This window comes from Paenibacillus farraposensis (assembly GCF_020736845.1).
Taxonomy (GTDB): Bacteria; Bacillota; Bacilli; order Paenibacillales; family Paenibacillaceae; genus Paenibacillus; species Paenibacillus farraposensis.
Window position 1 is genome coordinate 638,549 of sequence record NZ_JAFFQR010000112.1, and the last position, 20,738, is coordinate 659,286.

Below are 20,738 nucleotides of genomic sequence, written 5' to 3' on the forward strand. Positions count from 1 at the left end.
ACATTATTATAATGTATCATAGATCAGGATTGGTGAACAGCTTTCATTTAATATTGTCATGAAGCCAAAATAAAGAGCCGGCCTAATGGCCAGCTCTGAATATTGAGGTGCACGATGCGTTTTATTGTTGGCTTAAGAACGTGCCGCTGCATCCAGATCCAGGCCGCGATCGTTGAACACGTCCTGATCGTTCTCCTTGAGCAGCTTGCCGGAAATGAGTCCTGTGGTAATCGAATCATTGACATTCAGCGCGGTGCGTCCCATATCAATTAACGGTTCGACTGAAATGAGCAGGCCCGCCAATGCAACCGGAAGATTCATTGTAGAAAGCACGATCAAGGAAGCGAAGGTAGCTCCACCGCCTACACCCGCCACGCCGAACGAGCTGACCGTAACGACCAGGATGAGCGTGAGGATAAAATCCCAGCTTGTCGGATCAATGCCCACGGTTGGAGCAATCATGACCGCCAGCATCGCCGGATAAATCCCTGCGCAACCGTTTTGCCCAATGGTTGCTCCCAAGGTCGCAGACAAATTCGCGATGCCATCGGACACGCCGAGCTTTTTCGTCTGTGTTTCAACATTTAACGGGATGGTCGCTGCACTGGAACGGGAAGTAAAGGCAAAAACCAATGTAGGCAATACCTTTTTTACATACGTCACCGGGTTGTAGCCAAACAAGGCCAGCAAGATAAGATGGATGATGAACATAACCAGCAAAGCCACATAGGAAGCGAGCACAAATTTGATCAGCGTCAAGATTTCATCCGGATTGGTCGTAGCTACAACTTTAGTGATGAGTGCCAGAATACCATAAGGCGTCAGCCTCAGCACCAGGGTTATAATCCGCATCACCACAGCGTACACGGCGTTAATTACATGGCGGAAGGTTTGCGCCTGCTCCGGCTTTTTACGATCCAGCCCAAGCACAGCCACCCCGATAAAGGCCGAGAAAATAACTACTGCAAGCGTCGAAGTACGGCGCGCGCCCGTCATATCCTCAAAGGGATTGGAAGGAATGAACTCCAGCACCTGCTGTGGAATGGTCATATCCTGAACCGTTCCAAGACGCTCTTCCATCTTTAAGCCCTGTGCCTGCTCCTTTTCCCCGCTTTGAATCTCAATCGCCTTTAAATTGAACGACAGGCTGGTTACAATACTGACCGAAGCGGCAATCGCCGTTGTAATCAGCAGCACGGCGATTATAGACGCGCTGATTTTGCCGAGGTTCTGTTTTCCCTTCAAATTCATAATAGCCGAAATAATCGACACCATGATGAGCGGAATGACTACCATTTGCAGCAAACGGACATAGCCATTGCCTGCAAGGTTGAACCAATCGACTGATTTCGCAATGATCTCGGAGCCAGACCCATAGGCGTACTGAAGAATAGCCCCGTAGATCAGACCAAAGCCCAGCCCAGCAAAAACCCTTTTCGTAAAGGAGATACGCTTCTTCTGCATCCAGACCAATACGCCGAGCAGTACAAGCAGCACGAGCACATTCAAGATCATAAAGAATGTATCCATATATTGTTCCTCCATATGTATTATGTTATATAAATTTATCCTTAAATCCATTCATTACTATACCACAAGACCAACTATTTTTGTGGGTTTTATATAATAAATGGTTTGAAGTCAGCCTGTCTGCTTCTATTTACATGGAAAACGCCAGAAGGCCAGTCTTTCCGTTTCGAAGACTGACTTTTGTATTCTGTAAAGCCGATCAAATAGGTAGCAATCGCAGCAACCATAAAAGGTAATGAGCCCAGTGTCTTGCCTCAGGCGGAACAAATGTTGGAAACCGGAGCCAAAAATGTGTATCAAGACCTCAATATTTCTTTGGCTGTTCAGGCCGGACAAAGTAACGAATCCGTTTCCAGCTCCGCCATCCAGATGGAAGCTTATCTTCAAGAAAAGGTCGATGCCCTCAAAAATTGCTCAAGGCGATCTTTCCCAAGAAGCAAACGTTCATGGGAATAATGAAATTGCGCAGCTAGCCCGCAGCTTCCAATCCATGTCTCATAATCTCAAAGAAATGATTAGTCATGTGCTCTCCTACGTCCGGTGCGGTTGTAAAAGGCTCCGATGAGCTGCTGCGTCAGACCGAGGTTATGGGTGTCAAAGTGCAGGACTCTACCACTGCGGCTGAGGAAGTCGCAAAGGGCAGTATCAGCATTGCTTATTCAGGAAGTATCACAGCAATCTGTTGATTCTGTAACCAGGGTCAGCCGTGAAATCCACTCGGGAACAGAAATGGTTCAACAAGCAAGCTCGGTCTTTAATCAGCTAAGCTAACTTATGGAAAAAATCAATGCGACAATTCAAACAGTATCCGCAGCAACGGAGCAAGTATCCGCCAGCTCGGAAGAAGTATCGGCTTCTGTAGAGGAGACCGCTCTCATCGCTGCCAATGCACAGAACATGATTCAGGAAATCGGTTTTAATGGCGAAGAGCAGCTGAATGAAATGAAGAATCACAGCGAGGTTGTACGTCAATTAAGCAAACAGGCGACTAAGCTGCAAAAAGCTGTCCAAAAATTCAAAATCAAGTAAGCCGACATATTAAAAGAGGTGTCTCTCCGCCACGAATACGACTGTAGAGACACCTTTTTATTTTGAAAATCATTTTACGGAGTACGTATAAAGTTTAAGAGTTTATTTTCATAATGTGATAAATATGATCCATATCCAAATGAGCACGCACCACGTCTGCAACACGGTCAAATTCTCGTTCCTTGGCTTCACGCGCGGTAAAGGTGCTATAAAGCGGCGCCAACCCCTTGGCCTGTCTTAATCCGTCCAGCCAGGAACGGCGAAAATGATCATTATCAAACACACCATGCAAATAGGTTCCCCATACTTTTCCGTCTGCTGTCCCCCAGCCTTCCTCAAAGCCTGTTCCTTCGCCACGCCGAATATGGAATAGCGTACGCATTGTAGCCTTATCTAAAGCTTCATCTACAGGCAAATGCGGCTCAGCCACGCGTTCCGTAACCCCCATATGTATTTCATAGCCCTCAATGCCAGACTTGGGCTCAGAATCCAAATCAGATACTGTGCTTAGCAAAAGCGGACAATGGTCAGCTAAAGTTCCCTGTACACGCACGGTTTGCTTTTCCTTTGTAAAGGTCGTGGATAAAGCCAGCCACCTCAAGCCTTTGGCCTCCTGCGGTACCCCGGATTCTACTGCTTCGGGATCAAACAATGTCATGCCGAGCATCTGATAGCCTCCACAAATGCCGACAAGCTGCGTGCATCCGGTCTCCATAGCCTGCCGGATGTCTTCCTCCAGACCTCTTGCGCGCAATTCAAGCAAGTCACCAATGGTGTCTTTGGTCCCCGGTAAAATAATGGCGTCCGGTGTGCCCAATTCCCCGGCTTCTGCGACATAACGTACACTTACATCAGGCTCTGCGGCCAATGCATCCGTGTCTGTGAAATTGGAAATACGCGGATACCGAATCACCGCGATATCCAGTTCTTTTTCCTTTGTAGACAGCCTTGGTTTCTTCTCCAATACCACGGAATCCTCTGCCTCAATGCGAAGGTCCGGCAGAAAAGGCAATACACCGACCACCGGAATGCCGGTCCGTTCTTCCAGCCAATCCAGTCCCGGTTGAAGCAGGGACAGATCGCCTCTGAACTTGTTAATAATAAATCCTCGGATACGCTGAACTTCATGTGGCTCCAGTAATTCAATCGTTCCTACCAGAGAAGCAAAAACACCACCGCGGTCGATATCTGAAATAAGTAATACAGGAGCGTCTGCCCAGCCCGCAAGATTCATATTTACAATATCGCGATCCTTTAAATTAATCTCTGCCGGACTGCCTGCCCCTTCCAAAAGCACGATATCATAGGTATCTCGCAGCCGATTCAGAGCATCCATGACCGTCTGCTTGGCTTTTGGCAAAAAATCGCTGCGATAATCGGAGGCGCTCATATAAGCATAAGGGACACCATGCATAACAATTTGTGAGTGCATATCCTTGACCGGCTTAATCAAAATGGGATTCATGTCTGTAGTTGCTTCAATACCGCATGCCTCGGCCTGCACTCCCTGAGCGCGTCCAATTTCCTTGCCGTCCGTAGTGACATAAGAATTGAGCGCCATATTTTGTGACTTAAAAGGTGCAGGACGAAACCCATCCTGCGCAAATATACGGCATAACGCAGTCGTCACTACGCTTTTACCCACATCCGATGCTGTTCCCTGAAGCATTAATACGGGTGCCGGGTTCGTGCAGGACGGTTCGAAAGTTGACAATGGCCTCTTCCCCTTTAACGAATTCATTTTTATGCTGATCATAACCCGTACAAAATAACAATACAAAGCAGCAAAACCGTCTCCAGCAATTCGTTCAAAGCTCCGTAAATATCACCCGTAAGTCCGCCCAAACGGCGGTTAATACGACTTGCCGTGAAGGTTCCAACACCGTAAGCCACCAAGGGGAGCAGCACATAGCCCATCCAGATGGGAAGCTCCTCTCCCGCCATCGACGGATTTCCCATACTACGACCTGCTCCTATAGGCAATGCTGCAAGGATATATTGTCCTATACCCGCAGCTATCGTCACCAGTACCGCCCAGAATACGGCCAATCCGGCACGTCCACCCGTCATATCGGCAAAACGGGCTGCCAGTCCGTCATCGTTCCGGGCTTTGGGCCAGCGCTTCATCGCATGCACCATAAACCAGCGGCTCCAAACCATGGGAAGCAGCAGCAGGCCGGGCAGATTGCGGTTAACCAGTATGGTATCCAAAAGGGTATACAGTAAAGATGCCTTGAGCATGAGCAGCAGCACACAAGCAATGACGCCCATCGCTCCTACACGGCTATCCTTCATAATTTCCAGCATCCGCTCACGGGATCGATAACTGAACAAGGCATCAGCCGTATCCATCCAGCCGTCCAGATGCAGTCCGCCCGTCAGCCAAACCCACACAGCGAGGGTAAGCACCGCACTTGGCAACGGCGGCAGCACCAAAGAAACGAGCGCGGCAAAGCACCAGACAATGAAGCCAATAACTACACCGACCAGCGGATAGTAACTTGCACTGCGTTTGAGCAAATCTGGTGAAAAGTCCAGTTCCGCCTTGACCGGAAGACGGGATAAGAATTGAAAGGCCGCGGCAACAGCTTGACGCTCGCGGTTCATAGCTTATACTCCAACTGCTTAAGCTCTACAGGTATACCCGCCGTCACCAAAAATACCTCATCACACAGACGGGCAATTCGCTGATTCAGCATCCCGCTCAAATCCCGGTACAGCCGTCCAAGCGGATATTCGGGCACGATCCCGTCACCAACCTCATTGGTCACGATGACGAGCGGGCCCGGATACTGCTCCGCCGCTGCCACCAATTCGTCGATGGCGGCCCGGGATGCGGCTTCGCCGTCCTCGGCTGCGGACAGCAGCACGTTCGACAGCCAGAGGGTCAGGCAATCGACCAGCACCATAGGCGCAGCTGATGGCTGCGATGCTTGACTAGCGTACAAGCTAATGCCTTGCGCAGCCAGCCCTGCCTCGCCGCCTAGCCGCAGCAGCAGCTCCGGCAGCGCCTGCGCTTCCTCCAGCGTCTGCCAGTCATATTCGGCAGACTCGCGCTGGAGCCGATGCAGGGCGATGCGTTCCTGCATCTCCGTGTCGTAAGCTTGTGCCGTTGCAATATAGCAGGCGCGCGGGGCGCGCGACATGCATAACCGCTCGGCAAAGCTGCTTTTGCCGCTGCGTGCCCCGCCGGTCACAAGCGCCTTCATCGCTGCGCGGCTCCCTGGCCGTCCGATACGCCTGCATCGGCAAAGGTCGACATTTCGCGCATAATGCGGCACGCCGCGTCAATCAGGTGCAAGCTCAGCGCACCCCCTGTGCCCTCGCCAAGCCGCATGTCCAGGTGGAGCATAGGCTCCAGCTGGAGCTGGCGGAGCACCGCTGCATGCCCGCGCTCGTCGGAAGCGTGCGATGCAAGCATATACGCCGTACTTGCGGGCGCAAGCGCGCGCGCAGCAAGGGCGGCCGCGCTGGAAATAAAGCCGTCCAGCACGACTGGACAGCGATGTGCGGCTGCGCCAAGGATGACGCCCGTCAAGGCGGCAATCTCCAGACCGCCGACCTTGGCCAGTACGTCGAGGGCGTCGTTTCCATCCGGCTGGTTCACGTCCAATGCGCGGCAGACAACCGCTATTTTACGGGCAAGTCCAGCCGCGTCTACCCCCGTGCCCCGGCCAACGATAACTTCCGGTTCCAGTCCGGTAAGGGCACACACGACCGCAGCGCTGGCTGTCGTATTTCCGATGCCCAGCTCTCCGGTAACGAATAGCCGTTCGCCAGCTTCAAAGGCTTCGGCTACAGCTTCAGCTCCGGCCAAAATCGCCTGTTCTGCTTCTGTACGCAGCATGGCCGGCCCTTTAGCCATATTCGAAGTGCCCATGCGCACCTTGCGGTCCACCAAATCCGGATGCGTCACCTCCGCATTCACGCCAACATCAACAACCTTGACATCTGCACCCGCATGACGTGCGAGCACATTGATAGCCGCGCCGCCTGACAGCATATTATACAACATTTGCTGCGTAACCTCGGCCGGAAAAGCACTGACTCCTTCTTCACATACACCGTGATCCGCAGCCATAACCATAACGGTTTTACGATTAAACTCAGGTTTGGCCGTCCCTGTAATTCCGGCCAGCCGAATGGCCAGATTTTCGAGCTTTCCAAGACTTCCCGGCGGCTTGGTTAATTGATCCAAATGAGCCGAGGCCGCCAAGGCTGCAGCCTCATTCGGTTGAGCAATGCGATCCATCAGCTGACGCAGCTTTTTACTCATACTTTCCACTCCCTGCTCCTGTAAATCGTTTTATAAACTCCTATTGATCGGCTGCACGCCGAACATTTCTGCGCAGCAAAAGCTGCGGCACACCGCTGTCAGGATGAGGGAGCATTACAGGCTCAACCTCGTACACACGGCGAATTCGCTCTTCAGTCAACAAATCGGCGGAGGCTCCCAATCCTTCAACCATTCCATCCTTGAGCACCAGCAAATTCTCGCAAAATTGAGCGGTCAGGTTAAGATCATGCAGGACTGCAATGATCGTCACACCCGTTTCTTGCCGCCATTCTGCCAGCAGCTCCATAAATTCAAGCTGATAGCGCAGGTCGAGATAGGTTGTTGGCTCGTCCAGCAGCAATATTTGCGGTTCCTGCACCATCACCTTGGCCAAAGCTACACGCTGCCGCTGTCCCCCGCTCAAGTGATCCAAAGCTCTGTCCGCCAGTGGGGCAAGACCTAAGCGTTTCAGCACCCGATCCGTGATAAGTCCAACATCCACTCCCTTTTCCCTGCCCAGCCAGTCCTGATGGGGGTAGCGTCCCATTTCCACGACTTCCCTGACGGTATAGCCCACAGGAGGAAGCCCCTCCTGCTGGAGTACGGCTACAAGCCGGGAGAGCTCTTTTCTGCTGTAGCTGCCGGCCTTTTTACCATAGATATGAACGTTGCCCGCAGTCGGGCGATCTACCCCGGAAAGCAAATGCAGCAAGGTTGATTTTCCGCTGCCGTTCGGACCAATAACGCCCCACCAGGAGCCTTCGTCTACACTCCAGCTTATTTTCTTCAACGCATGGAGTTCTCCAAAAGAACGGGTCAGACTCGTTACCTCCAATGCCGGAATACGCTTCTTCTGGGATCCGCTTGGTTCTGTCACAGTCGTACCCCCTTGCGCAGCTTTTTGTTCCGATACAGGAGGTACCCGAAGAACGGGGCACCGACAAAGGCCGTCATCACACCGAGCGGGATTTCCGTTGGAGCCAGCAATGTACGAGACGCCGTGTCTGCCCATGCCATAAAAATGGCTCCACCCAGCGCAGACAATGGAACAATCATCCGGTAATCAGGACCTGTGGCCAGACGGATCATATGAGGTACGACAAGTCCTACAAAACCGATGACTCCACATACCGAGACGGCAGCCGCAGTCAACAGCGTAGACACGATCAGAACAGACACCTTCGTTGCATCTACCTGAACCCCCATGTGAGCCGCCTGCCGTTCACCCAAAGCCAAAATATTGAGCACCCGTGCCCGGTTCCACAGAAACACCAGTCCTACAACCACGTAGGGTAAAAGAATTCCCGTATATGACCAGCCTCGCAGACTGAGGCTTCCCATCGTCCAGTACAATATTTCATTGATTGTCTCCTTCGACATAGCTGTCAGAAAGGAAACAACTGCTCCCAGAAAAGATTGCATTACCACACCCGACAAAATGAGACTTTGTGTCGGAATTTTCCCACCTTCCCGCGCCAGCGTCAGCACCATCCACAGCGTCAGCATTCCGGTAGTAAAAGCCACCAACGGCAGCGTCCATATACCAACAAATGAAAATTGAAGTCCCCAATAAATCAGCACTGCCGCTCCTACCGAAGCACCCGAGGACACGCCAAGCGTGTACGGATCAGCCAATGGATTACGCAGCACTCCCTGAAATCCAGCTCCCGCCAGCGCAAGCGCCGCGCCTACCAGCATTCCGAGCAGCACCCGCGGGAGCCTGACCTTCAAAATAATCTGCTCTGAAGATGTGCTCCAATTCGGTGTAAACGTCTCGCCTAACCCTGGTAGGTGGTTCACCAGAATACCTGTGATTTGGCTGACCGGAAGCTTGGCCGAGCCAATCCCGAGACAGAGCAGCAGCGTCAGCAGCAGCAAGACCAGACCTGCTCCAAAACCGATCAGTCTACGGTTCATTTGAAAATTTCAGGATACACGCCCTTAGCCACTTCCTTGAGTCCTTCTGTTACGCGTGGGCCCGGACGGCTGATCAAATTATCATCCACGGCAAAAACCCGGTTATTGCGAACAGCCGATATTTTATCCCATCCACTGCGCGCTTTGATGATATCGCCGAGCGTCTGGCCTGTTTTTTCGTCTTTGACACTTTTGCTGTACAAAATCACGTCCGGATTGGCAGCAATAATATTTTCCTCGCTGATCTGGTACCAGCCCTTCTGCGATGCACCTACATTTTCGCCGCCCGCAAGCGTAATCAGCTCGTCCATAAATTCCCCCTTGCCAACCGTCCAGCCAGGTGAAAACTCAACGTACACGCGCAGTTTCTGCTCTTTGCCGATATTTTTAACACCATTCTTCACTGCCGCTACATCTGCTCTCATTTTGTCGGTCACCGCTCTTGCTTCTTTCTGATGGTCGGTGATTTTCCCATATAGTTCAATATTCGCTATGACATCTTCAACCGTTTTCGGTTCGGTTTTAAAAATCATGATTCCCATATCACGCAGTTTGGCCGTAGCCTGCTCGCTAAGGGATATCCCTGCAAAAACGACATCCGGATTCGCAGCGATGATGGCTTCTTCATTCGGCTTCATAATTCCGCCCACTTTGGGCTTCTTCGTAGCCGCTTCCGGATAATCGGAATAGTCGGATACGCCGACAATTTCCTTATCTAATCCGATGGCGAACAGCGCCTCCGTTTCTGCCGGGGAGACGGAAACGATCTTGCTTGGCGCTTTTTTGAACGTGAACTTCTGCCCTGTTGCATCCTTTACCGTTAACGGGTAAACCGTTTTGCCCGGAGGCTCTTGTACCGCTGCTGTCTGCCCTGTCTGCTGCGAAGAAGCCTGATTCCCTTCATTTTCGGCGTTCTTTCCATTTGCGCTGCATGCACTCAATGCTACCGCCAAGACCAGAGCCAACAGACCTGTCGTCCATACCTTTAATTTTGTTCCTGACATAATTACACCCCTTCATAAAAATCGTAAGAGCATTGCTTGAACATCATCCGATATCTGCTAGATTCAGCCTGTGTTCCCCTCAAAAAAACCCCGTATCCTCATCAGGACACAGGGGTCATGTTAGCGCAGCTCATGCGCAAGCGGCAGCTACTTCCGCATGGTCAGTCACTGCGAACACGTCATCCTTTCCTCGAAGGATTATGGTGATAGGCGGACGGGCAGGTATCCTGACTTATGGAAGATGTCGCAGCCTTTGTTCCTTTATATGCGTGATATGTGTGACTGCACATAAAGCAAGGCTAACGGACAGTTTTCATTTACAGTGGCGGGACCGCGCCGGATTCACACCGGCTTCCCTTTTAACAGCGCCGCGAAAGATAAATCTATTCCACTGCGCTGCCTCGTCTGCTGGATATTTGATATTGTGTTCTCAAGCCGTTCTTTTACTTGATGATTATAGGTTAAAAAGAGGCTGCTTACAAGCCAAACAGCCTGTTCAGGCAACCTTTGCCTGACTAATAGGGAAGCAGCTCCGCAATGAATTGGTGTGACTCTCCCAGCCTCAACCGAATTGTATATGCATCTCCCGGCTTTGGATTCAAGCTCCAAAAATCATGCCCCGGTATTAACATACAAGCCAACTGGCGAATGACGCCGCCATGGGTGACGACCAACACAGCGGGAGGAGCATCACTCACAGTGTTCTGCTGACTTTCCATAGCAATGTCCCACTCATACAGAGAGTCCAGGAATGAGCGCAATCGATTCACAAAATCAGCCCAAGACTCTCCCCCGGGTGGCGTGATGCGCTGCGGTTTATCCAGCCAAGAACGGTACAATGACACGTTCTTAAGCATGCCATATGTTTTTCCGTCCCAATCGCCAAAATGAAGCTCTCTCAGACGGGGTTCCAGAATAACAGGAGGCTTAGCAGATAAAGCATGTCTGGATTTCAATGCAGATTCCGGCAAAATAATCTGCAGGGTCTGGCGACACCGCTTTAAATCACTGCAGTAGATTCGAGCAAAGGACTGTCCCTGCAATCTCCTACGCAAAGGTTCCAGTTCCTGCTCCGCCCCTGCCAGCAAACCCAAATCCGAGTGTCCCAAATATCGACGCTCCCTATTCCACCGGGTGTTGCCGTGTCGTACCAACACAAGCTCCAGATCCCGCTTCAGGTCCCGCCATGGATCTTCACTAACAGATCCGAAAGACGGTTTGCCCTTTTCCTCCATACCATATTTCAAGGTCATGTCACTCCTTACTGCGTCCATTCCAAGGCAACACAGCCTGCGCCTCCCAGCAGACATAATCCCACAAACATGCCGGACACGGCGAACATCAGCCGGATCGTATGCCGGATATCCTCCGACTCCAGCGGTCGTATCTGATCGCCCATGTATGCCCGAAAGGAGCGAACGCCATGATAAACGTTATAGCCGCCGAGACGAACCCCGAGTGCACCGGCAACCGCCGATTCCGGGAAGCCGCTGTTCGGACTTGGATGCAGACGGGCATCCCGCTTGACTGTGCGCCAGCTTCTTGCCGCATCATGCCGCTGCATCCACGCCGCTGCCACAAGCATAACCGCTGTCAGGCGTGCTGGAATGTAATTAGCAACATCATCCAGACGGGCCGAGGCCCAGCCTAAATGGAGATACTTTTCATTTTTGTAGCCTACCATGGAATCAAGCGTATTCACGGCCCGATAAGCCAATGCCAAGGGCGCCCCCCCGATCAGGGCATAAAAAAGCGGGGAAATAATCGCGTCGACGATGTTTTCAGCGACTGTTTCGACAGCCCCGCGCACCATCTCTGGCTCATCAAGCTGCTGTGTATCCCGCCCGACAATCATCCCCAGCTCCCGGCGTGCCGCAGGGAGGTCACCCGCCTGCAGTTCGCGGTATACCGCCATTCCTGCTTCTTTTAATCCTTTGGAAGCAATCGTAGTCGCGATCAAAACCATTTCCACACCGACAGACAGCCACGGGTGAATCCACGCAAGCAAGCGCAGCAGCACCCAGGCGAGCGCAAATGAGCCTCCAGCCACGATAAGTGGCAGCAGCAAGCCAGCACGTTTCAGCCCCCGGTCACTGCCGACCTGGCGGCGAATCGCTTTTTCCAATGCTGAAATGGCATGCCCCATTCCGATGACCGGATGCGGCAGCCATCTCGGATCGCCTATGAGCCTGTCCAGAAGATAGGCGGCCATGATGATCAAGCTAATTGTCACGCCAACGCTCCTCCTCCAGCACCTCACCCAATACAGACAGCAGCAGGCTATTAGCTTCTGCATCTTTGACTGCAATCCGAAAATGGCTCGTCGTCAAGCCTGGATACATAGCACAACTGCGAATAAGGATTCCACGTTGTCCAAGCGCCTGCTGAATGGCCGATGCACTCCATGTTCCCGGCGCCCTTGCCAATATGTAATTTGCTTCGCCTGGAATAACGCCGCAGCCCCATTCCGCCAAGGCGGCCAGCAGACGGCCGCGTTCCATAGCAATCAGTTCCTGCGTGCGCCGCTCGTATGCCTCCCCGCTTTGCAGACACGCCTCCCCGGCCAGCAGCGCCAATCCGTTCACACTCCAGCTCACCTGCTTGGCTGTCATTCGCCGTATATAATCCGGATGAGCAATCGCATAGCCTAGACGCAAGCCGGGAATAGCATAGAACTTGGTCATCGAGCGGATCAAAATCACATGGGGATAACGATCCAGCACAGGCAGCAATGAAACTTGCCGCTCCAGAGGGATAAAATCAATAAAGGCTTCATCCACCACCAGCACGGTGTCCGATTGGCCAGCCGCCTCTGCCAGTGCGCACAGCTCCTGTTCGCTATATTGTACACCATTCGGGTTGTTCGGCTGTCCCACAAACAGAACATCCACCTGCTCCATGAGCTGGAGTATATCCTCCACGTCTGCTTTCCATTGCAGAGAAGCCTTGCCGTACACGCGGCTTACCTCGGCCCCGAATTTGCCCGCCAGCTCTGCATATTCGCAAAAGCATGGCTCCACCGTCCCCACACGCTTGGGAGCCAGTCCCAGCAGCAAGAGCGCCATGCTTTCGGCCGCACCGTTACCGATACTCAGCGACTCGGGTGGAACCTGCAGCCGCCGCGCCAGCAAATTTTTAAAATTCCGGTGCCTGGGGTCGGGATAGCGAATCACCGTATCCAACGCGCTTTGCAGCACCTCCAGCACTTCCGGCGGCGGTCCAAGCGGATTGATATTGGCGCTAAAATCCACAAAATCCGCCGCAGCTCCGCCAAATGTCGCAGCAGCCGTCTCTCTGTCCCCGCCATGGCCGTATACCTCTATCATTGCTCTCATCCTTTCCGGCCGTTCCCGATCATTTAGCTCCATTATGGGGCTGTTTTTTGCGTCCCGTCAATGCATAAGCTTTTGCACATCGCTCACTTGGGTTACAATAGAAAGAAAGCGTACATAAAATACACAGTTTGTATATACGGAGGAATGGACATGCTGTTCATCGACAACCAGGGCATACACGATCCAGCTATTAATCTTGCTATTGAAGAGTACGCGCTTAAGGATCTCCCGCTTGACGACAGCTACCTGTTGTTTTACATTAATCAGCCTTCTATTATTATAGGTAAACATCAAAACACCATTGAAGAAATCAACGCCGAGTTTGTCAGAGACAATAATATTCAGGTCGTTCGTCGCCTGTCCGGCGGCGGGGCTGTCTATCATGATCTCGGTAATTTAAATTTCAGCTTCATTACCAAGGATAACGGGGAGTCCTTTCATAATTTCCTCAAATTTACGCAGCCTGTCATTGATGCCCTGCGCCAGATGGGTGTGGAAGCCGAAATGACCGGACGCAACGATCTTCAAGTCGGTGAACGAAAAATTTCAGGAAACGCCCAGTTTGCCACACGCGGACGCATGTTCAGCCACGGTACATTAATGTTTAACCTGAATCTGGACAATGTGGCTGCATCTCTGCATGCCAACCCTGAAAAATTCAAATCCAAAAGTACCAAATCGGTCCGCAGCCGCGTTGCCAACATCAGCGAGCTGATTGACCGTAAGATGACTATAGAGCAATTTCGTGAGGAACTGCTGCGCTTCATATTCGGAGTCGATCTGGATCATGTGCCCCAATATAAGCTTACCGACGCCGATTGGACCAAAATCCACGAAATTTCCAAAGAACGCTATCAATCCTGGGACTGGAACTACGGCCAATCCCCGGAGAGCAATATCAAGCACACACGTAAATTTCCGGTCGGCATTATTGATATCCGCATGGATCTTAAGGAAGGCCATATCCGTGACATTAAAATCTACGGTGATTTCTTCGGGGTGGGCGACGTCGCTGATATTGAGAACATTCTGCGCGGCAAGCGCTATGATGAAGGCGAGGTTCGCCAAGCCTTGTCCTCTGTCGATTTGAAACATTATTTTGGTAATATCGAGCTGGACGACTTTGTTGGACTTGTATTTTTGGAAGACTGACTGTTACTTTTTCCCATAGCTTCAAGCCAATATTTCAGCGGTTATAAGGGGACTGGATCTTATAGAGTCGTCCCCTTTCATTGTGATATTGTCATTTTGAATATTATAAGATACAATTTTATCGTTACCTCATGATAGAGATAAAGGAGAGAATACCGGCATGTATAAATTAATTGCAATTGATATTGATGATACACTTATTAACGACCAGAAGGAAGTTACTCCAGCAACACAGCAAGCCTTGGAAGCTGCTGTAGCTAAAGGTGTGGTAGTTACACTTGCCACTGGGCGAGCCTACGCCTCCGCACACAAAATTGCCCGCCAGACAGGACTGAACGTACCGATCATTACGTATCAAGGAGCCTTGGTTAAAAACCTGCTAGACGAAAAAGTGCTGTATGAGCGTTATGTTCCACTCGTGGCTGCACGCCGCCTGTATGAATTCTGTCTGGAACGCAATTTGCATTTGCAAACCTATATAGATGACAAGCTGTACACACGTGAAGATAATCAGAAAATCAAAGATTATACCGCGCTGAACAATACGGAATATTTTGTAGAGCCTGTATTCAGTAAAGTCATAGAGCAACCGACTCCTAAATTGCTGATCATTGACGAGCCGGAAGTGTTGGACGAACTAATTCCCGAGCTGCGCGAACTGCTAGGCAGTGAAGTGCATATTACGAAATCCAAGCCCCACTTTCTAGAAATTATGCATCATGAAGGAACCAAAGGTCATGCTCTTGCCTTTCTTGCAAACCATTTTGGCTGTGATCTGTCTGAAACGATTGCCATCGGTGATTCCTGGAACGATCATGAAATGCTTGAATGCGCAGGTCTCGGTATCGCGATGGGGAATGCCATTCCTGATCTGAAGAAGCTGGCTGATTACATCACTACCAGCAATAATGAAGACGGCGTCAAGCATGCCATCGACAAATTCGTGCTGAATGTTTAAATAATCTTCCGCCAAAATTCTGATCCCTAAAGCGGTATTACCTGTATAAAATTTGTAAATAACAAAAATGATCTGCTAACCTCATTGGTCAGCAGGCATTTTTTATTTACGTTTATTTTCTATATTTTTTTCTCAGTACTGTCCTTATTCTTTTTCTCAGCAATAAGTAAACCTAGTAGCTTATATCCCCTATACACTAATCCAATTAACAGCACTCCACCCGCAATAGAAATAAGGATAATTAACATATTAAGTAAAACTAGAAATAAATCCAAAATGACACCTCCTCTAAAAATACCTCGAAAAAGGGAAAATTCGGTTATAGAATGGAAACTGCAACCATATTCTATGTATATTTTAGGTAGTTTTGAAAATGAAGTCAAAAATCTCAGTGTTTTTAAGTCTTATGTTAGTGTTAAACTTGTCACTCTTATCCTCTGTCTCTTTCGCTAGCAGTTCATTAAAGACTGGAAATACTCGTTGTTGATGTACATGATGTGATACCACCAGAATATTTTGACAAGTATAAAGGTGTATATAAGAGCAAAGAAGAAGTTTTGAATGCATTTGGATTGGAATCCCATAGCAAACAATCCCTCTCAGCACAAGAAATTAACAACGCTGACAAAACTCCTGCAATAAAAGCGGAGTCCGTTGATGAAATGGCTGCTGCAGCTGCTTATATATATGGGCCTCCAACAAATGAATCTTCGAAGGATTCTACTTGATTCTACGTACAAATACAACAGGTCAATAAATACAGCAAACAACCCGCTGGTAAGACACGCGGGTTGTTTGTATGGATTCGTCTCCAAAAAAGGCAATTTTAAAAATTTAAACTTAATAGCGATATCAGGCAGCGGAACGCAGCTTTCGTCTGTTCACCAGACGAAGGATTCCATTATTCATGCATATCAGTCCGGTCACAATGAGCAGCACCCCTGCCAGCATCCACCAGCTTACGTGCTCCCCGTACAAAAAAGCGCCCAAGCCGACAGCAATCAGTGGTGAAATATAGAGCCATGTTGTCGGGAACAATGGATTCGTACGGGCCATCAGCCAGTAGAACAATGTCTGCGCAATCATCGAGCCAAACAAAATCAAATAAAACAGCGAGCCCATGGCAGGAAACAGATCCCATTCCCCGGCAATCCAGGGCTCCGTGAGAGCCGACAATGCCAGCAGCATCCAGCCACCATGGAACATTTGTGCTGCATTCAAGGCAATCGGGTTCGTATCACGAAATGCATCCATAACTCGTTTGGAATAGAGTGCCCCTCCTGAATAACACAGCTCCCCAAGCAAAATGGCCAAGCAGCCCGCCAGCCACAAACCGCTGATCTGAACCGCCAAGCCGGGCAATACCACCAGCACGACCCCAATAAAACTAATCATACAGCCAATAAGCGTAATTCTCGCCGTTTTTTGCCGCAGTAGTACAGACTGCATCAATATAATCATCATCGGCCCAGTGGCTGACAAAATAGCACCGACCCCCGAGCTGACATATTGCTCTGCCCAATACAGTGTTGAAAATGTACCAAAGGTCGTTCCCACACCAATCAGCAGCATTTCCTTGCGCCATAATAACGACCACCGCACCTTGCCTGACAGCCTTATCGCAATAAACAATATCGCCCCTGCTGCCAGAAAACGTGTGCCTGCCGATAAGAACGGCGGAAGCCCAGCCTCCACGCCCACTTTTATAGCCAAAAATGTTGTGCCAAAAATAAGACACATAATCGTAAACCCGATACCAACCATGACACTTCCCTCTCCCTTCAGTTACTCATAAGCATACAAGGAGACGGACAGAACAGATGTGCAATCACAGAACAGTTGTATCTGATTTTGAAGTCATGTATAGTACAATACACACAAAGGAGCGTGGACAGCATGGGCAAGGACAACAGCGAATTACTGTTCTCAAAGGAGCAGGTTTTGACCGCTCAGGCCTTAAAGCTGTATGAGCAGGTCATCCATTACGTGAATGTACGGATTGATCGCGGAGACTGGCCAGCAGACGTCAAACTGCCGTCCGTGCGAAGTCTGGCCCAGGAATTGGGCGTGCATCGGTTAACCGTATTCCGGGCATATCAGGAGCTAAAGCAGCAGGGGCGTATCTATGTAAAGGATAAATCGGGGTATTACGCTCATGCTTCCTCTGCTAACGCAATGAAAGCATTTGCCGCCTGTACAAAACGTTCATCCGCCAATCACATCTTCCACTCGGAATCTGCCTACGCGGCAGATGATCCGTCTGTTTCGGCCTGGAGGGGGATGGATGGACTGACCCGTGTTCAGTCCGTGAATGCCGATTTCCAATTTTCCAAATCCTTGATTGACCCTTCTCTTCTGCCCAACCGCTATTGGGGAGAATTAATGATGCAGGTTTTTGAGAAACATCCGAAAGTGGCGGCTACCTATTCTGCTGTACAAGGGGATGCTGAGCTTCGTGATGCAATGGCGCAGCATTTTAGCGCAGATAAGTACTTTGCTTTATCAACGGACGAAGTGCTGATTACTTCCGGCGCACAGCAAGCCATTGATTTAATTTCCCGATCTCTGATCCGTACAGGAGACCGTGTATTGATCGAACGCCCTGCCTACGGCCCCGCCATGGAAATATTCCGCAGACAAGGCGCACGTCTGACGATGACGGATATTCGGCCGGAAGGTTATGATATGGACCAGATTGAATGGTGCATGAAAACAGAAAAACCACGTCTCTTTTATATGAATCCGACATTCCACAACCCGACAGGCTTTACGGTGCCCGATGATCAGCGCAAACGGCTGCCCGAGCTGGCCGAGCGCTACGGCTGTCTCATTGTCGAAGACGACAGCACCTACGATATCAGCTTTGGACAAAGGCCCCCTTCTCCGATCTTTGCCTATGATATTTCGGGAAGCGTCGTCTACATTCGCAGCTACAGCAAATATGTCGCACCGGGTCTGCGAATTGCAGCCGTGGCTTGTCGGCGTCAGGTCATGCATAGCCTGCTGGGCGTCAAAGCACTAGTGGACAATGGATCACCGCTGCTGAATCAAAAGCTGTTTTTACAATACTTCCAATCTTCGCGTATGCAGCAGCATCTTAAAAAGCTATGTATCGCGCTCCAGATTCGAAAGGAGACGATGGAAAACAGCCTCGCAGGTTCCGGCTGGACATGGACCAGCCCGGCAGGAGGGCTCAATCTGTGGCTGCAGCTGCCTTCTACGTTGCAACCCAATGAACTGCTTGTCAAAAGTATACAGGAGTCCATTTCCTTTGTACCAGGGGATGTATTTGATCCCGTCGGCCCAGAGGGTCAAACACATATACGGCTGTCCTATTCATATGCTAACGAGTTGCAAATCAAAGAAGGCATCTCCGCTCTTCTGCGTCTCAGCCGAACACTGTGATGGAACAGCTATTCTAACGGCAGGCTCGTGCCGGTCTGCGCCAAGCTAATCCCTTTCAGCAGTCCGTAGTTGCGTGTGATATCGACATCATGGGACATATGTGTAAATACCGTACGGTCAGGCTCAATCCTGCCTATAAGCTCCTGAGCCTCCAGCATGTCATAAACCGAGCGGGTCGCATACTCGGCTTCCTCATGATAAAAGCTCGTTCCCAGGACGAGTAGATTCAGATTATGCAAAGGCAGAATTTCCGCCTCATTCAGTCCGATGGAGTCCGAGCAGTAGGCCCACGAGAAGCCGTTCTTTTCCAATCGATAAGCGTAAGCATATCCGTTCTTCCCGTGATTCACACGCCAGCCCCGGATATTCCATCCGGCAAGCTGGGTTCCCTGATCGACAGGGATCAGATCCAAATGCCCAGGAAGCCAGGAAAATTGCCGCAGAATCGTGTCAATCACTTCCTGTGGAGCGTATAAGCGGCCTCTATTCCCCGTCCAGCGACAGGCATCCGCCCATTCCGGCAATCCTCCAATATGATCAAAATGCGCGTGGGTTACGAGAATGGTACCGATAAAGCGGAGACCTCGCAGCTCCAGCTGTCTGCGCCAGTCCGGACCACAATCAACCATAAAGCTCTCCGTATCACTTTCGATCAGCACAGACGATCTCAGTCTGGTATTCGCTCCAGTCATGCGGGCCTCTGTGCATACGAGGCAATCACAATAAACACGCGGAACACCCATCGCATCCCCCGTGCCAAGAAAAATAAGCCGATTCATGAATTAAACTCCTATCTATCTGGATGGTTGTATCTCTATTATAACGAACACACCCAGTCTGCGTAAATCCTTCCAACTCCTCAAGCGCCAAAAGGAGCATGCCCCAAGACCGTGAAAACAGGCCGGACATCCCCTCATGCGTGATTGTTATCCTTTTAAAGGATAATAGGCATTGGATCTTTCTTCAGGCGATTTTCTACCATCCAGCTCGACTGGTCGTTATACAGATAGGCCCGATGTATCAGCACTCGCACTTGCTGGCCAGGCTTCAGCGTAGACTTTTCCAGCGAACGGTACGTGATGAGCCGTTGATCTCCGATCAGCACTTCAACCATCCATTCACTTCCCCGAAAATGCAAATGCTTCACTATGCCTTCCTCAGTCGCTGACAGAAGCGCGAACTCTTCACTTGGCCCGACATCAATGTACTCCGGCCGAATCAAGGCACGCACTCCTGCACCAGCAGCTTCCTTGAAGCCGTTAAGACTGGACGCTTCCTCAATTACTGTCGATTCACCAATAAAAGAAGCAACGAACGGCGTTTTCGGTTTTTTATAAATATCCCAGGGCGTTCCCTTCTGCTCCAGCCGCCCTTGATTAATCACCATAATTTCATCCGCTACTTCAATCGCCTCATCCTGATCGTGAGTGACGAAAACGGAGGTAATGCCCACCCGTTCGATCAGCTCCCGCAGCCAGCTTCGCAGCTCCTGCCGAATCTTGGCGTCAATGGCTGCAAAAGGCTCATCCAGCAGCAGCAATTGGGGCTCGGGCGCCAATGCACGCGCAAAAGCAACCCGCTGCCGTTGTCCACCCGATAACTGATGCGGGTAACGATGCTCAAAGCCTTTGAGCCCTGTTAGCTCGACTAGCTCTGTGACCCGCTCCTGGATACGGGTTTTGGAGCTTTTTTTCACTTTTAGACCAAAAGCAATATTGTCGTACACGCTCATGTGTTTGAATAAAGCATAGTTTTGAAAAACGAATCCGATTCCTCGCTCTTGCGGGGCCAACTCATTTACTCTTTTTCCGTGAAAATGGATCTCTCCGGCATCCGGCTGCTCCAGCCCAGCCAAAATACGTAAAATGGAGGTTTTGCCGCCCCCACTCGGACCAAGTAAACCAATCAAATGCCCTGTCTGAATATCAAAAGATACGTCCTTTACCGCATGAAAATTGCCGAAATGCTTGTTTAATCCCCTTACTTCCACATGCATATCCGTACACTTCCTTTCCGACTTCTGGACCTGCTCCGAAAATCATCAGCCTTATGCAAAGCACTTGAGCCTTTTGAAATTATTTAATTATTCCAATGAATATACTATGCTTTTCTTATGAGATACTTTATCAAAG

Annotated in this window: 23 protein-coding genes and 1 riboswitch; of the genes, 8 read left to right on the forward strand and 15 right to left on the reverse strand. The window is 50.3% G+C overall.

The window, feature by feature from the left end; translation table 11 throughout:
* Nucleotides 1-132 precede the first annotated feature (132 nt).
* Nucleotides 133-1,530: an L-cystine transporter gene (locus JO375_RS21520; RefSeq protein ID WP_229526378.1), complete on the reverse strand. Its 1,398-nt coding sequence runs from the start codon at nucleotides 1,528-1,530 to the stop codon at nucleotides 133-135.
* Between the two features lie 267 nt (nucleotides 1,531-1,797).
* Here JO375_RS21520 and JO375_RS25160 point away from each other — a divergent pair, with 267 nt between their 5' ends.
* The 4 genes from JO375_RS25160 (at nucleotide 1,798) to JO375_RS25175 (ending at nucleotide 2,559) form a co-directional block, all read left to right on the forward strand.
* Nucleotides 1,798-1,986, forward strand: coding sequence for a hypothetical protein (locus JO375_RS25160; RefSeq protein WP_229526929.1), 189 nt, complete (start codon nucleotides 1,798-1,800; stop codon nucleotides 1,984-1,986).
* On the forward strand, nucleotides 1,928-2,095 hold the full coding sequence (locus tag JO375_RS25165) for a HAMP domain-containing protein (protein WP_229526379.1): 168 nt from the start codon (nucleotides 1,928-1,930) through the stop codon (nucleotides 2,093-2,095). The genes JO375_RS25160 and JO375_RS25165 overlap by 59 nt, the downstream gene beginning before the upstream one ends.
* Nucleotides 2,052-2,216: a hypothetical protein gene (locus JO375_RS25170; RefSeq protein WP_229526930.1), complete on the forward strand. Its 165-nt coding sequence runs from the start codon at nucleotides 2,052-2,054 to the stop codon at nucleotides 2,214-2,216. The genes JO375_RS25165 and JO375_RS25170 overlap by 44 nt, the downstream gene beginning before the upstream one ends.
* Before the next feature lie 88 nt (nucleotides 2,217-2,304).
* A complete protein-coding gene (locus JO375_RS25175; protein WP_229526380.1) occupies nucleotides 2,305-2,559 on the forward strand; it encodes a hypothetical protein in 255 nt (84 codons plus the stop codon).
* A gap of 94 nt (nucleotides 2,560-2,653) precedes the next feature.
* Here the strand turns inward: JO375_RS25175 and JO375_RS21545 are convergent, their stop codons facing one another.
* From JO375_RS21545 to cobD, 10 genes are all read right to left on the reverse strand, one after another.
* The gene (locus JO375_RS21545; protein ID WP_229526381.1) at nucleotides 2,654-4,273 is read right to left on the reverse strand and encodes a cobyric acid synthase; all 1,620 of its coding nucleotides are present in this window, start codon (nucleotides 4,271-4,273) and stop codon (nucleotides 2,654-2,656) included.
* 38 nt (nucleotides 4,274-4,311) lie between these two features.
* Nucleotides 4,312-5,166, reverse strand: coding sequence for an adenosylcobinamide-GDP ribazoletransferase (gene cobS, locus JO375_RS21550; protein ID WP_229526382.1), 855 nt, complete (start codon nucleotides 5,164-5,166; stop codon nucleotides 4,312-4,314).
* A complete protein-coding gene (locus JO375_RS21555; protein WP_229526383.1) occupies nucleotides 5,163-5,768 on the reverse strand; it encodes a bifunctional adenosylcobinamide kinase/adenosylcobinamide-phosphate guanylyltransferase in 606 nt (201 codons plus the stop codon). The genes cobS and JO375_RS21555 overlap by 4 nt, the downstream gene beginning before the upstream one ends.
* Nucleotides 5,765-6,835, reverse strand: a complete 1,071-nt coding sequence (gene cobT, locus JO375_RS21560; RefSeq protein ID WP_229526384.1) for a nicotinate-nucleotide--dimethylbenzimidazole phosphoribosyltransferase — start codon at nucleotides 6,833-6,835, stop codon at nucleotides 5,765-5,767. The genes JO375_RS21555 and cobT overlap by 4 nt, the downstream gene beginning before the upstream one ends.
* A 40-nt stretch (nucleotides 6,836-6,875) precedes the next feature.
* Nucleotides 6,876-7,712 (reverse strand): ABC transporter ATP-binding protein, encoded by an 837-nt coding sequence (locus JO375_RS21565; RefSeq protein WP_229526385.1) that lies wholly within the window; start codon nucleotides 7,710-7,712, stop codon nucleotides 6,876-6,878.
* The gene (locus tag JO375_RS21570; RefSeq protein ID WP_229526386.1) at nucleotides 7,709-8,752 is read right to left on the reverse strand and encodes a FecCD family ABC transporter permease; all 1,044 of its coding nucleotides are present in this window, start codon (nucleotides 8,750-8,752) and stop codon (nucleotides 7,709-7,711) included. Before JO375_RS21570 ends, JO375_RS21565 begins: the two co-directional genes overlap by 4 nt.
* Nucleotides 8,749-9,756 carry an ABC transporter substrate-binding protein gene (locus JO375_RS21575; RefSeq protein WP_229526387.1) on the reverse strand — a complete coding sequence of 336 codons (1,008 nt, stop codon included), beginning with the start codon at nucleotides 9,754-9,756 and terminating at the stop codon, nucleotides 8,749-8,751. Before JO375_RS21575 ends, JO375_RS21570 begins: the two co-directional genes overlap by 4 nt.
* A 201-nt stretch (nucleotides 9,757-9,957) precedes the next feature.
* A riboswitch (cobalamin riboswitch) is annotated at nucleotides 9,958-10,175 on the reverse strand.
* Between the two features lie 96 nt (nucleotides 10,176-10,271).
* Complete coding sequence (locus tag JO375_RS21580; RefSeq protein ID WP_377531825.1) at nucleotides 10,272-11,009, reverse strand: histidine phosphatase family protein; 738 nt, start codon at nucleotides 11,007-11,009, stop codon at nucleotides 10,272-10,274.
* Nucleotides 11,010-11,017: 8 nt separating this feature from the next.
* Nucleotides 11,018-11,989: an adenosylcobinamide-phosphate synthase CbiB gene (cbiB, locus tag JO375_RS21585; protein WP_229526388.1), complete on the reverse strand. Its 972-nt coding sequence runs from the start codon at nucleotides 11,987-11,989 to the stop codon at nucleotides 11,018-11,020.
* A complete protein-coding gene (gene cobD / locus JO375_RS21590; RefSeq protein ID WP_229526898.1) occupies nucleotides 11,979-13,082 on the reverse strand; it encodes a threonine-phosphate decarboxylase CobD in 1,104 nt (367 codons plus the stop codon). Before cobD ends, cbiB begins: the two co-directional genes overlap by 11 nt.
* 159 nt (nucleotides 13,083-13,241) lie before the next feature.
* On the opposite strand from cobD, the gene JO375_RS21595 reads away from it, so the two are divergent.
* Nucleotides 13,242-14,243, forward strand: coding sequence for a lipoate--protein ligase (locus JO375_RS21595; RefSeq protein ID WP_229526389.1), 1,002 nt, complete (start codon nucleotides 13,242-13,244; stop codon nucleotides 14,241-14,243).
* A 160-nt stretch (nucleotides 14,244-14,403) separates the two neighbouring features.
* Complete coding sequence (locus JO375_RS21600) at nucleotides 14,404-15,201, forward strand: Cof-type HAD-IIB family hydrolase (protein WP_229526390.1); 798 nt, start codon at nucleotides 14,404-14,406, stop codon at nucleotides 15,199-15,201.
* 119 nt (nucleotides 15,202-15,320) lie between these two features.
* Here JO375_RS21600 and JO375_RS21605 read toward each other — a convergent pair whose 3' ends face one another.
* Nucleotides 15,321-15,476 (reverse strand): hypothetical protein, encoded by a 156-nt coding sequence (locus tag JO375_RS21605; RefSeq protein WP_229526391.1) that lies wholly within the window; start codon nucleotides 15,474-15,476, stop codon nucleotides 15,321-15,323.
* A gap of 222 nt (nucleotides 15,477-15,698) precedes the next feature.
* Here JO375_RS21605 and JO375_RS21610 point away from each other — a divergent pair, with 222 nt between their 5' ends.
* Nucleotides 15,699-15,929, forward strand: a complete 231-nt coding sequence (locus JO375_RS21610; RefSeq protein ID WP_229526392.1) for a hypothetical protein — start codon at nucleotides 15,699-15,701, stop codon at nucleotides 15,927-15,929.
* A gap of 124 nt (nucleotides 15,930-16,053) precedes the next feature.
* On the opposite strand, the gene JO375_RS21615 is transcribed toward JO375_RS21610, so the two are convergent.
* On the reverse strand, nucleotides 16,054-16,965 hold the full coding sequence (locus JO375_RS21615) for a DMT family transporter (protein ID WP_229526393.1): 912 nt from the start codon (nucleotides 16,963-16,965) through the stop codon (nucleotides 16,054-16,056).
* 132 nt (nucleotides 16,966-17,097) lie between these two features.
* Here JO375_RS21615 and JO375_RS21620 point away from each other — a divergent pair, with 132 nt between their 5' ends.
* A complete protein-coding gene (locus JO375_RS21620; protein WP_229526394.1) occupies nucleotides 17,098-18,606 on the forward strand; it encodes an aminotransferase-like domain-containing protein in 1,509 nt (502 codons plus the stop codon).
* An 8-nt stretch (nucleotides 18,607-18,614) separates the two neighbouring features.
* On the opposite strand, the gene JO375_RS21625 is transcribed toward JO375_RS21620, so the two are convergent.
* Both JO375_RS21625 and JO375_RS21630 read right to left on the reverse strand, forming a co-directional pair.
* On the reverse strand, nucleotides 18,615-19,385 hold the full coding sequence (locus JO375_RS21625; protein ID WP_229526395.1) for an MBL fold metallo-hydrolase: 771 nt from the start codon (nucleotides 19,383-19,385) through the stop codon (nucleotides 18,615-18,617).
* A gap of 155 nt (nucleotides 19,386-19,540) precedes the next feature.
* Complete coding sequence (locus JO375_RS21630) at nucleotides 19,541-20,602, reverse strand: sulfate/molybdate ABC transporter ATP-binding protein (RefSeq protein ID WP_229526396.1); 1,062 nt, start codon at nucleotides 20,600-20,602, stop codon at nucleotides 19,541-19,543.
* Between the last annotated feature and the right edge of the window lie 136 nt (nucleotides 20,603-20,738).